Genomic DNA, 12,705 nt, shown 5'->3' on the forward strand with positions numbered 1-12,705 from the left:
ATTACTCCACGGGTTTCCAGGGCGCGTGGGGAGTAAACTGTTCTATCGCCGTGGCTTTCAGTCCTGTATCTTCACCCAGGTTCGCCTGATACACCCGGTCATCCTGGCTTATCATAAAACTCATCACACCCGTTTCACCCCATGTTACAGGCCATGCCAGCAGGGCAAAGCCTTTCGGAGTGTCACTGGAAATAATGCGGAAATAGTAGCCGTGATACCCTTCTCCCGGCGAGACGGGGCTAAAGGCTGGTCCTAATGGGCTGGGTGTTTCACCCGGTTTTACCGGCCAGTACAGGCCATCCTGCTGCCCATCATGGCTGATAATCCGCTTCGCAAAAACCTGCTTACGCTGCCAGTAATCGTACTGGGCGTCTACATAGGCGCGCATAGCCTCAATCGCCGATAATTCGTTGCGACCAATCTCCCGCGTCAGGATCTCATCTTGCGCCGCAGACATATCGAAATGCCATCCCTTATTGGTTTTCACGATGGGAATGGGCAACTGCCACTGCTCCTGACCGACGTTCAGATGGGCGACATCACCTTGCTGGATGATCTGATGATTCACCTTCCAGTCGCGATTAAAGCGGGCGACAGCTTCGGGGTCGGCCCCCTCAGGAGGTAAGAACTGTCGCCAGTCATCGCCAAGCACAACAGCAAGCTCAGCATCGTTATTTCCGGCAACTGCTTTTGCAAACGCGTTTGCGGCTTCGTCCGGCGTGGTAAACATCTGCTGGGCATAGCTCAACACTGGAAGCGAAAGCAGGAGGGCGCTAAAGACGATTTTTTTCATTATGGGCTCCGGTTAACGACGGTGAAACTCGTGGTGTTGTGACAGGCGTTCGTGCGTAGCCCCTCGTTGTACATTGCCCAGGCGACGACTTTCCTGCCCGCGCTGCTGCTGTGATTGCCAGCCAGGAGAACGGCTGTCGTTACCGCTAAACGCATTTGCTGTGTTCTGGCGGAATGCCTGGCGTTGTTGCGGCGTCGAGGAATCAATGCGCTGACGGACAGCCTCTCGCTGTTGTTGTGAAACCGGATGCTGCTGGGCTTGGGTTTTGAACTCCTCACGACGTTGTTGCTGTGCGGGCGTGGTCGATCTCTGCATCGTTTGCTGGGCAGCCTGGCGACGAGCGTTGTTGTTTTCAGTGTCGTAGCCGCGATAGTTATTGCGCTGAGCAACCTGATTCAACTGCTGAGAGGCCGCTTTGCGTTGGGCATCACGTGTTGTCGCGGTCGGGTGTTGCGCCAGTGTTTTCGCCGCATCCGGATGGCGCTGTTGCAGTTGCGCCATTGCCGCCTGTCGCTGGCTGTCGCGGGAAGCGGTTGTGGCGGGCTGCTGCGTCGCACTGAGGCCGCCGCTGACATTGGTTTGGTGGAAACGCGGTGTTGTTCCATTCTGGTATGGCACGCCGCCCCGGTAAGCCGGGTTGTGCTGCCAGGTCAGATTTTTTTCCCTCAGATTCTGTCCGGAGATACGGTTGAAGTTATCGACGTTGATATTGATGTTATCGCCGTTGTGCTGATAACCGTAGTCGCCGTGATGGTCATCGTCATGATGATGATGATCGTCATCATCATCCCAGTCGATGTTGCTGAAGAGGGCATAGGTGGTCGCGACGCCAAGACTGTAGCCAAAACCCTTCACGAAACTTCCCGCAAACTGCTCGCCAGGAGTGGGGGGCAGATAGACCGGCGGATACGCCGTGTTCGGCCAGGTGCCATACACGGTGGAAGGGTTATAGCTCGGGACATACACCACCTGCGGATCGGCCGGTTCGATTTTTATCACCGTTGAAGCCGGGGCTGACGCCGTGCTGGATGATGTGGATGAGGTTGACGACGTGGTCGCGACACTCTTTTTCGGCGTGGCGGTGACAGTCTGCTGCGGGGTTGATTTCAGCGCGCCGGTCTGTTGCGCCAGTAACCGCAGACGTTGCACTGAATCCATCACATCCTGCGGTTGTGCCAGAAATGCATCACCGAGGTTTTGTACCCACTCCGGGTTTCCTCCCATCAATGACATCAACTGCGGAAAGGCGACCAGCGATTTCACGCTGGGATCCCAGGGCTGGCTGGCAACCGCCTGAATGGCGGCATCCCCTTGTTGTGTAGGGTTATCCCGCGACCACTGTACGGCCTGGACGACATTCGCCGGATAGGTCGAAGCCATCAGGACCTGAGAGAGCAAGGGATCCGGGTACAGCGCAATCGGCGCGACCCACTGATCAATTTGCGCACTGGTAAAGGTGGGCTTCGCAACAGGTGCCGCTGGCGCAGGTACAGGTACAGAAGGTTGTGCTGTAACCGAGGGAGTGGCAGGGGCTTCCGGTGTCTGGCTTTTTACATACAACACGCCTGAAGCAGCGAGTAATCCGGCGCTACAGATCAGCGCAAGCACATGGGGTTTAAAAGGCAACGTCATTTTCTTGCTCCCGATTTCATGGAAATCGCTATAGTCAAAGTGCTGCCACCCGCAGGTGCAGTGTTACGAAAGTATAAAGAGACGATAGTTTAATTTTTGACTAATCTTGGGATTCTTACAGAAGAGTGATTATAAGAATTCGAAATAATGTGATCAGCCGTAACATCGCGTAATTCCTCCGGTCCGGAATCGGAAAGGGCATTAGACCATCCTTAACGATTCAGCCACTTTTTTATGTTGCTTTTTTGTAAACAGATTAACACCCCGCTAAAATCCTGTTATTCTGCCCTTTGCGGTACCGGGCATTTACCCTACAAACTGCTGTCTCACAGGAGCGTGAAGAGAATCGCCCATCGATAAAGCGCCGCACTATGACAATGAGAGCGAGGAGAACCGTCGTGCTAGAAGAATACCGTAAGCACGTAGCAGAACGTGCAGCTGTTGGGATTGTGCCCAAACCCTTAGATGCAACCCAAATGGCCGCACTCGTCGAGCTGCTGAAGAACCCGCCTGCGGGCGAAGAAGAATTCCTGTCAGACCTGTTGATCAACCGTGTTCCCCCTGGCGTCGATGAAGCCGCCTATGTTAAAGCGGGTTTCCTCGCTGCCGTAGCTAAAGGCGAAACGACTTCCCCACTGATTACGCCTGAAAAAGCGATTGAACTGCTCGGTACTATGCAGGGTGGTTACAACATCCATCCGCTGATCGATGCGCTGGACGACGCGAAACTGGCCGCTATCGCCGCCAAAGCGCTCTCCCATACGCTGCTGATGTTCGATAACTTCTACGACGTAGAAGAAAAAGCCAAAGCAGGTAACGAATTCGCGAAGCAGGTGATGCAGTCCTGGGCCGATGCCGAATGGTTCCTGAGCCGCCCGCCGCTGGCGGAAAAAATGACCGTCACCGTCTTTAAAGTGACCGGTGAAACTAACACCGATGATCTCTCTCCGGCACCAGATGCATGGTCCCGCCCGGATATTCCGCTGCACGCGTTAGCGATGCTGAAAAACGCCCGTGAAGGTATTGAGCCGGATCAGCCGGGCGTGGTCGGCCCGATCAAACAGATTGAAGCACTTCAGAGGAAAGGTTTCCCGCTGGCCTATGTCGGTGATGTTGTCGGGACCGGTTCTTCCCGCAAATCTGCCACCAACTCTGTACTGTGGTTCATGGGCGATGACATTCCGCACGTGCCGAACAAACGCGGCGGCGGTCTGGTGCTGGGTGGCAAAATTGCGCCAATCTTCTTCAACACCATGGAAGATGCGGGCGCACTGCCAATCGAAGTGGACGTGTCAAACCTGAATATGGGTGATGTGATTGACGTCTATCCGTACAAAGGCGAAGTGCGTAACCACGAGACCGGCGAACTGCTGGCGAGCTTTGAACTGAAAACCGACGTGCTGGTTGATGAAGTTCGTGCCGGTGGCCGCATTCCGCTGATCATCGGTCGCGGCCTGACCACCAAAGCGCGTGAAGCGCTGGGGTTGCCGCACTCAGACGTTTTCCGTCAGGCGAAAGACGTGGCGGAAAGCAGCCGCGGTTACTCACTGGCGCAGAAGATGGTCGGTCGCGCCTGCGGCGTCGCTGGTATCCGTCCGGGCGCGTACTGCGAACCGAAGATGACCTCTGTTGGCTCGCAAGATACGACAGGCCCAATGACCCGTGACGAACTGAAAGACCTGGCATGCCTGGGCTTCTCTTCCGATCTGGTGATGCAGTCTTTCTGTCACACTGCGGCTTATCCGAAGCCGGTTGACGTGACCACGCACCACACGCTGCCAGACTTCATTATGAACCGTGGCGGCGTTTCGCTGCGTCCGGGCGATGGGGTTATCCACTCCTGGCTGAACCGTATGCTGCTGCCGGATACTGTTGGTACTGGCGGTGACTCACATACCCGTTTCCCTATCGGTATCTCCTTCCCGGCAGGCTCCGGTCTGGTAGCGTTTGCTGCCGCGACGGGCGTGATGCCGCTGGATATGCCAGAATCCGTTCTGGTGCGTTTTAAAGGCAAAATGCAGCCGGGCATTACGCTGCGCGATCTGGTCCACGCCATCCCGCTGTATGCCATCAAACAAGGTCTGCTGACCGTTGAGAAGAAAGGCAAGAAGAACATCTTCTCTGGTCGGATTCTGGAGATTGAAGGTCTGCCGGATCTGAAAGTTGAGCAGGCCTTTGAGCTGACCGATGCCTCTGCGGAGCGCTCTGCCGCAGGATGTACCATCAAGCTGAACAAAGAGCCAATCATTGAATACCTGACCTCCAACATTGTTCTGTTGAAGTGGATGATCGCAGAAGGCTATGGCGATCGTCGTACCCTGGAGCGTCGTATTCAGGGGATGGAAAAATGGCTGGCGGATCCACAACTGCTGGAAGGCGATGCGGATGCAGAATATGCGGCGGTGATCGACATCGATCTGGCCGATATCAAAGAGCCAATCCTGTGTGCGCCGAACGATCCTGACGACGCGCGTCTGCTCTCTGATGTTCAGGGCGATAAAATCGACGAAGTGTTTATCGGTTCGTGCATGACCAACATCGGTCACTTCCGCGCCGCCGGAAAACTGCTGGATGCGCACAAAGGCCAGTTGCCAACCCGCCTGTGGGTGGCGCCGCCGACCCGTATGGATGCCGCACAGCTCACTGAAGAGGGCTATTACAGCGTCTTTGGTAAGAGTGGCGCGCGTATCGAGATTCCGGGTTGTTCACTGTGTATGGGTAACCAGGCGCGTGTCGCAGACGGCGCGACGGTGGTATCGACCTCCACGCGTAACTTCCCGAACCGTTTAGGCACCGGGGCGAACGTTTATCTGGCCTCTGCGGAGCTGGCTGCCGTTGCGGCGCTTCTCGGCAAACTGCCGACGCCGGAAGAGTACCAGAACTATGTGGCGCAGGTGGATAAAACCGCCGTGGACACATACCGCTATCTGAACTTCGATAAGCTCTCTCAGTACACCGAGAAAGCTGACGGGGTGATTTTCCAGACGGCGGTGTAATGCGTTAACGCTGTTTGCGTAAAAACGCATCAATGCCCGGTGAAGCGTGCTTCACCGGGCATTTTTATTTCCATTCCTTATACCCGCACCGCTTTTTTTCTGCGCCCAGGCTGCGATAATTATCACAAGGCGCAATGCGGTACTGGCGCATTGCCGGGAGCAGAGGAACACATTATGGATTACGAATTTCTGCGCGATGTTACCGGGCGGGTTTTAGTGCGTATGTCCATGGGGCACGAAGTGGTGGGGCACTGGTTTAATGAAGAAGTGAAAGAAAACCAGGCTCTGCTGGATGAAGTGGAACAGGCAGCACAGGCGGTGAAAGGCAGCGAGCGTTCCTGGCAACGGGCGGGGCACGAATACACGCTCTGGATGGACGGCGAGGAGGTGATGATCCGTGCCAACCAACTGGAGTTTACCGGCGACGAAATGGAAGAAGGGATGAGTTACTACGATGAAGAGAGTCTGTCGCTGTGCGGCGTGGAAGACTTTCTTCAGGTTATTAACGCATACCGGGAATTTCTGCGTCAATCCTGAGTTATATCCATCATCCATCAAGCCGGGCAACAGCGTCCGGCTTTTTTTTTGCAGAAAAATGATTGTTTGATTTTTATTAATCATTTTAAAACTGTGATCGGCCGCGTTTGTGATCTTTATTTGATTAAATATAATCAATATGATTTTTTTTAATCACAACATAACAACAGGCGGGAAGACCATGAACATCAAGAAGGCAATAGAACGCGTACCCGGTGGCATGATGGTCGTGCCATTGGTTATCGGTGCCATCATTAATACCTTTGCCCCGCAGGCGCTGGAGATCGGTGGATTTACCACCGCTCTGTTTAAAAACGGTGCGGCACCGCTGATTGGTGCATTCCTGCTGTGTATGGGAGCCGGGATCAGCGTGAAAGCGGCGCCTCAGGCGTTGTTGCAGGGCGGTACGATCACTCTGACAAAATTGTTGATTGCCATTGCTATCGGCCTGGGCGTTGAGCATCTGTTTGGTGCGGAAGGGATCTTTGGTTTAAGCGGTGTGGCGATTATCGCGGCGATGAGCAACTCAAACGGCGGGCTTTATGCGGCGCTGGTGGGGGAATTCGGTAATGAACGTGACGTTGGCGCCATCTCCATTTTGTCCCTGAATGACGGCCCGTTCTTTACCATGATAGCCCTGGGCGCGGCGGGGATGGCTAATATTCCCATTATGGCGCTGGTGGCGGTACTGGTCCCGCTGGTGGTCGGCATGATCCTCGGCAACCTCGATCACAACATGCGCGACTTCCTGACCAAAGGCGGCCCACTGCTCATCCCCTTCTTTGCCTTTGCACTGGGCGCCGGGATTAACCTCGAAATGCTGTTGCAGGGCGGGCTGGCGGGCGTTTTGCTCGGCGTGCTGACTACCTTCGTGGGCGGCTTCTTCAACATTCGCGCTGACCGCCTGGTGGGTGGTTCCGGGATCGCCGGGGCGGCGGCCTCCAGTACTGCGGGTAACGCTGTTGCGACGCCGCTGGCGATTGCCCAGGCAGATCCTTCACTGGCAGACGTTGCCGCTGCCGCTGCGCCGTTGATTGCCGCTTCGGTGATAACGACCGCGATCCTGACGCCAGTCCTGACCTCATGGGTTGCAAAAAAGCAGGCGCGTCAGGCCGTACAGGAGGATAAAGCATGAAAATGATCGTTATCGCCGATGATTTTACGGGCTCTAACGATACCGGTGTGCAACTGGCGAAAAAAGGGGCGCGTACAGAGGTGATGCTCACCCCGGCGCAAAAACCGTCGCGCCGTGCCGATGTACTGGTGATCAACACCGAGAGCCGGGCCGTTCCTGCGGCGCAGGCTGCGCTGGCGGTGCAACAGGCATTAGCACCCTGGTGTACAGGCGCAATCACGCCGCTGGTGTATAAAAAAATCGACTCAACCTTTCGTGGCAACGTGGGCGCTGAGGTGACGGCGGCGATGCGTGCCGCCAACCGGAAACTGGCGGTGATTGCTGCCGCGATCCCCGCCGCAGGGCGCACGACCCGCAATGGATTGTGTCTGGTCAATGGATTACCGCTTCTGGAGACTGAATTTGCCAGCGATCCGAAAACACCGATTATCTCTTCGCGCATTGCGGAACTGGTCGCGTTGCAAAGTGATATTCCGGTGCATGAAGTGTCGCTTGAAGAGGTCCGACGCGGAGAATTGAGCGCGCGATTAACTGCTTTCGCAGATGAAGGCGAATGCATGGTGGTGGTGGATGCGCTTGACGATCGCGATCTGTCGCTGATTGCTCAGGCCATCTGCGAGCAAAAGGCGTTGCCGTTGCTGGTGGGGGCCGCCGGACTTGCCAATGCGCTGCCGGTCAGAATGTTCATGCAGGAAAAGCAGGAGCTACCAGTACTGGTGGTCGCAGGATCGATGAGCGAGGCCACGCGACGTCAGGTCGATAAAGCGTTGTGTCAGAACCGGGCGAAGGTTGTCGATATTGAGGCTCCGAAGTTGGCTTCTGCTCAGTTTGAACAGGAGATGGCTTCGGTGGTGGAGCAGGCCTGTGCGTTGCTCAGTCGTCAGCAGCATACGATTTTACGCACCAGCCGACGCGCGGAAGACCGACAGATGATCGACACGCTGTGTCGTAAACTCGGGATGAGTCGCCAGGCGCTGGGCGAGCGGCTGAGCCAGCGGCTGGGCGCCATCACCTTACGCATCATTGAACAGGCGCGGATTGGCGGTCTGTTCCTGACCGGAGGGGATATTGCGACCGCCGTCGCCAGTGCGTTAGGCGCGGAAGGTTATCGCATTCAACATGAGGTGGCGCCCTGTATCCCGTGCGGCACATTTGTGAACAGTGAAATTGACGATCTGCCCGTCATCACGAAAGCAGGAGGATTCGGCTCAGACAGTACCCTTTGTGATGCGCTTTATTTTATTGAGGAGATGTACAGTGGTAACTAAAACGATCGCGATTACGATGGGCGACCCCGCGGGAATTGGCCCGGAAATTATTGTTAAAGCGCTCTGCGAAGACGAACTCAGCGGCGCGCCGCTGGTGGTGGTGGGCTGCCTGCAAACCCTGAAACGGCTGCAGGGGCTTGGTCTGGCTGAAGGTGTGACGTTTCGCGCCATTACCCAGGTCGCGGATGCCCGATTCACGCCAGGCGTGATCCATGTGATCGATGAACCGCTGGCGCAGCCGGCAGTCCTGGAGCCGGGGAAAGTCCAGGCGCAGGCGGGCGATCTGGCTTATCGTTGCGTCAAACGGGCGACGGAACTGGCGATGAAAGGCGACGTCCATGCCATCGCCACTGCGCCGCTGAACAAAGAAGCGTTACATCTGGCGGGGCACAATTATCCCGGACATACCGAGCTGCTGGCGACGCTGACGGAAAGCCGCGACTACGCGATGGTGCTTTACACCGACAAGCTGAAAGTCATTCATGTTTCTACCCACATCGCTCTGCGTAAGTTTCTCGATACCCTGAATGGTCAGCGCGTGGAGACGGTAATTAGCATTGCCGACACTTTCCTGAAGCGCGTGGGCTTTGCCAGTCCGCGGATTGCGGTGGCGGGCGTGAATCCGCACGCTGGTGAGAATGGATTGTTTGGTGATGAGGAGATCCGCATTGTTGGACCGGCGATTGAGAATATGAAAGCGAAGGGAATCGATGTTTACGGGCCGTGTCCGCCTGATACCGTGTTTTTACAGGCCTATGAAGGGCACTATGACATGGTGGTGGCGATGTACCACGATCAGGGACATATCCCGCTGAAATTGCTTGGTTTTTATGATGGCGTTAATATCACGGCCGGGCTGCCGTTTATCCGCACTTCCGCCGATCACGGGACGGCGTTTGATATCGCCTGGACGGGAAAAGCAAAATCTGAGAGCATGGCCGTATCGATTAAACTGGCAATGCAACTGGCGTAATTTCCTGTTATGAAAGGACAACACCGTCTGGATAAGATTGTGGCGTATTTGAAAAATCATACGCTGGTGACCGTGGAGCAACTGGTGGATGCGGTTGACGCTTCCCCGGCAACGATCCGACGCGATCTGATCAAACTGGATGAACAGGGGGTGATCAGTCGCAGCCACGGCGGTGTGGCATTACGGCGTTTTGAACCTGCGCAACCGACGACCAACGAGAAACAATTGCGATCGCCTGCTGAAAAACGGGCGATCGCGCGTTTCGCCGCCTCGATGGTGCATGCCGGCGATGCCGTGGTGCTTGATGCCGGCACCACCATGCTGGAACTGGCAAAATGTTTAACCCATCTCCCGCTCAGAGTGATCACCGTTGATCTGCACATTGCCCTGTTTTTATCCGAGTTTCGCCAGATAGAGGTGACCATTGTCGGTGGGCGCATTGATGACAGTAGCCAGTCGTGCATCGGCGAATTTGGCCGCAAGATGTTGCGCAGCGTTTACCCCGATATCGCATTTATGAGCTGCAACACCTGGAGTATGGAAAAGGGCGTGACCACGCCGACGGAAGACAAAGCGGGGCTGAAGCAGGAAATTATCGCCAACGCCCAGCGTAAGGTATTACTGGCCGACAGCAGCAAATACGGTGCGCATTCGCTGTTTAATGTGGCGCCGCTCAGTCGCTTTACCGACGTGATTACCGATGTTAACTTACCGCCGGACGTGCAGGCCGAACTGAAAACCCACGCTGTCGCGTTGGCGCTGGTGCAACCAGAATAAAATCGTAAGACGTTGGGATAATCCCTGGAGACAAGTGATGGGAAATGAAATACCGCTGAAATATTATGACATTGTGGATGAGTATTCGACAGAAAGCGCCGAACCCGTCAACGACTCTGAACGTGAATCTCTGGCGCACTACTTCCAGTTATTGATCGCCCGATTGATGAATAATGAAGAGATCAGCGAAGAGGCGCAAAAAGAGATGGCCGCCGACGCCGGGATTGATCCGCAGCGTATTGATGATATCGCAGAATTCCTCAACCGGTGGGGGAATGAAGCGTAATTCTGGCTGTACAGGAGCGCCGAAGCGCTCCTGAAACGTGTTTAAACGGCCGGAATATTGCGCCCGTAATAAATTTCTCGCATCTCTTTCCACAGCGCAGCCGTAATCTCTTTGCGCTCGGCTTCCGTCAGATCTTCCGGTTTGGTATGGAACATGTAGTGCTTAAGGTCGAACTCTTTAAGCAACATTTTGGTATGGAAGATATTTTCCTGATAGACGTTCACATCGACCATGTCATACAGCGACTTCATATCCTCAGACATGAAATTCTGAATGGAATTAATCTCATGATCAATAAAGTGCTTCATCCCGTTGATATCCCGGGTGAATCCACGCACGCGATAATCAATGGTCACAATATCGGACTCTAACTGATGAATCAGGTAATTTAACGCTTTCAGCGGGGAAATCACGCCGCAGGTTGAGACCTCAATATCGGCGCGGAAGGTACACAATCCGCCCTCCGGATGGCTTTCCGGATAGGTATGGACGCAAATATGGCTCTTATCAAGATGGGCGACCACCGTTTCCGGTAGCGGGCCGGGGTGTTCGGTTTTATCAATAAGCTGCGGATCGACAGGTTCTTCGCTTACCAGAATGGTGACGCTGGCGCCCTGAGGTTCATAATCCTGGCGGGCGATGTTCAGGATATTGGCGCCAATGATGGAGCAGGTTTCTGACAGGATTTCGGTCAGACGGTTGGCGTTGTAGAGTTCGTCGATATAGGCGATGTATCCGTCGCGCTCTTCGGCGGTTTTGGCATAGCAGATATCGTAAATACAAAAACTCAGACTTTTGGTCAGGTTGTTAAAGCCATGCAGTTTCAGTTTTTTCAATTTTTTATCTTCTCCTTAGGACGACGGTGTTGCCAGCGCGTCTTGCAGATACTGGGGTAAGGCAAAAGCTGCCGTGTGGATAGCCGGATTGTAATAGCGGCACGTCAGGCTGGCGGCGTGAAAACGCGCCTGAATGATTTCAGTCGACAGATGGCGCAGGGCTTCATTATCCGTCGCCCACGCGAAGGTCATAATCCCGCCGTAGTAGGTGGGGATTGCCGCCTGGTAAAAACCCACGTCGCCAAAGTAGTGGCTCAGTTTGCGATGACTGTCGAGGGCTTCGTCCTGTTGCAGGAAGCAGACGCCATTCTGGGCGACAAAAATCCCTCCCGGATTCAGGCAGCGCTTGCAGCCTTCGTAAAAAGCAGAGGTGAACAGGCTTTCCCCGGGACCGATGGGATCGGTGCAATCGGAGATGATCACATCAAAGGTTTTCGGCGTCTGATTGACGAAGTTGACGCCATCGTCGATCACCAGCGTAAAGCGCGGATCGTCATAGCTACCTGCGTTGTGGTTGGGCAGATACTGGCGGCAGAATGAGACCACGCCCGCGTCGATTTCCACCATGGTGATGGTTCCAACGTTTTTATGGCGGGTGACTTCCCGCAGCATCGCGCCGTCGCCGCCGCCGATGATCAGCACATGTTTCGCGTGACCGTGGGCCATGAGCGGAACGTGGGTCATCATTTCATGATAGATAAACTCATCGCGCTCGGTGGTCTGAACCACGCCGTCCAGCGCCATCACGCGGCCAAACGCGGCGTTTTCAAAAATGATGAGATCCTGATGGTCGGTTTTCTCATGATAGAGAACGTTATCGACGGCAAAGTACTGCCCAAACTGGTCGTGTAGCGTTTCATGCCACTGGGGTTTTTCGGCCATGGGTGATGCCTCCTTTGTTAACACCCGTAAAAAAGGGCGCAACATCATAGCTAACAATGACCGATGATGCACGGTCATTATTTCGGCAATATGGACGGGAGATTATTTGACGTAGGCCAGCAGGCTCAGGGAATCGCGCGCCAGCGCTTTGCATTTTTTGGCGACAGGGATCCCAATACCGCTTAAATCGCGATAACTGTCTTCACCGAGGGATTTCATATCGAAAGAGTCGTAATTACTGAGGTCCCACTGGTTTTGCTGAGCAAAAAAGACCAGTGCGCGACGAATCTGCCCGTTGGGTAAATTCTGGTAGCCGCAGTCATTTTTCAGAAAGACAAAAACGGCCGTCAAATCGGCCATATCTTCGGCTTCAGATTCACTGAGCGCATAACTGTTTGCGCATACGGCCATCAGGCTGCCGAACAATACGGTTCTGAAAAACGTCTTCATTGCTTCTACCACTGCGTCACGGAAAGTAAACGTTAGCATACTGTGGGCGAAGCGACGACTTTTATTATTTATTTAGTGATAGTGTGGCCTTGACCTTGCCGTAAGGGGAGGGTCTATGCTCAAGAATTGGCTTTATTTCG

General features: G+C 54.6%; 12 protein-coding genes. 7 read left to right on the top strand and 5 right to left on the bottom strand.

Annotated elements, in window-relative coordinates; genetic code table 11:
- Position 1: 1 nt before the first annotated feature.
- On the bottom strand, positions 2–793 hold the full coding sequence (locus tag WB371_RS02445; protein ID WP_336218532.1) for a DUF2950 family protein: 792 nt from the start codon (positions 791–793) through the stop codon (positions 2–4).
- A gap of 12 nt (positions 794–805) precedes the next feature.
- Positions 806–2,425, bottom strand: a complete 1,620-nt coding sequence (locus WB371_RS02450) for a DUF3300 domain-containing protein (RefSeq protein ID WP_336218533.1) — start codon at positions 2,423–2,425, stop codon at positions 806–808.
- A 398-nt stretch (positions 2,426–2,823) separates the two neighbouring features.
- On the opposite strand from WB371_RS02450, the gene acnB reads away from it, so the two are divergent.
- The 7 genes from acnB to WB371_RS02485 all read left to right on the top strand — a co-directional run bounded on the left by acnB (position 2,824) and on the right by WB371_RS02485 (position 10,397).
- Positions 2,824–5,421 carry a bifunctional aconitate hydratase 2/2-methylisocitrate dehydratase gene (gene acnB, locus WB371_RS02455; RefSeq protein ID WP_336218534.1) on the top strand — a complete coding sequence of 866 codons (2,598 nt, stop codon included), beginning with the start codon at positions 2,824–2,826 and terminating at the stop codon, positions 5,419–5,421.
- 174 nt (positions 5,422–5,595) lie between these two features.
- The gene (yacL, locus tag WB371_RS02460; RefSeq protein WP_336218535.1) at positions 5,596–5,958 is read left to right on the top strand and encodes a protein YacL; all 363 of its coding nucleotides are present in this window, start codon (positions 5,596–5,598) and stop codon (positions 5,956–5,958) included.
- Positions 5,959–6,139: 181 nt separating this feature from the next.
- Positions 6,140–7,093 (top strand): 2-keto-3-deoxygluconate permease 1, encoded by a 954-nt coding sequence (locus WB371_RS02465; RefSeq protein WP_336218536.1) that lies wholly within the window; start codon positions 6,140–6,142, stop codon positions 7,091–7,093.
- Positions 7,090–8,361, top strand: a complete 1,272-nt coding sequence (dtnK, locus tag WB371_RS02470) for a D-threonate kinase (protein WP_336218537.1) — start codon at positions 7,090–7,092, stop codon at positions 8,359–8,361. Before WB371_RS02465 ends, dtnK begins: the two co-directional genes overlap by 4 nt.
- Positions 8,351–9,334: a D-threonate 4-phosphate dehydrogenase gene (locus WB371_RS02475; protein WP_336218538.1), complete on the top strand. Its 984-nt coding sequence runs from the start codon at positions 8,351–8,353 to the stop codon at positions 9,332–9,334. The genes dtnK and WB371_RS02475 overlap by 11 nt, the downstream gene beginning before the upstream one ends.
- Positions 9,335–9,343: 9 nt before the next feature.
- On the top strand, positions 9,344–10,111 hold the full coding sequence (locus WB371_RS02480) for a DeoR/GlpR family DNA-binding transcription regulator (RefSeq protein WP_336218539.1): 768 nt from the start codon (positions 9,344–9,346) through the stop codon (positions 10,109–10,111).
- Between the two features lie 37 nt (positions 10,112–10,148).
- A complete protein-coding gene (locus tag WB371_RS02485; protein WP_336218540.1) occupies positions 10,149–10,397 on the top strand; it encodes a YmjA family protein in 249 nt (82 codons plus the stop codon).
- A 41-nt stretch (positions 10,398–10,438) separates the two neighbouring features.
- On the opposite strand, the gene speD is transcribed toward WB371_RS02485, so the two are convergent.
- From speD to WB371_RS02500, 3 genes are all read right to left on the bottom strand, one after another.
- Positions 10,439–11,233 (bottom strand): adenosylmethionine decarboxylase, encoded by a 795-nt coding sequence (gene speD, locus WB371_RS02490; RefSeq protein WP_336218541.1) that lies wholly within the window; start codon positions 11,231–11,233, stop codon positions 10,439–10,441.
- Positions 11,234–11,248: 15 nt separating this feature from the next.
- Positions 11,249–12,115, bottom strand: a complete 867-nt coding sequence (gene speE, locus WB371_RS02495; protein WP_336218542.1) for a polyamine aminopropyltransferase — start codon at positions 12,113–12,115, stop codon at positions 11,249–11,251.
- A gap of 102 nt (positions 12,116–12,217) precedes the next feature.
- Positions 12,218–12,565, bottom strand: coding sequence for a YacC family pilotin-like protein (locus WB371_RS02500; RefSeq protein WP_012134034.1), 348 nt, complete (start codon positions 12,563–12,565; stop codon positions 12,218–12,220).
- Positions 12,566–12,705: the final 140 nt, after the last annotated feature.

The organism is Citrobacter amalonaticus (assembly GCF_037053465.1).
Classification (GTDB): Bacteria; Pseudomonadota; Gammaproteobacteria; order Enterobacterales; family Enterobacteriaceae; genus Citrobacter_A; species Citrobacter_A amalonaticus_H.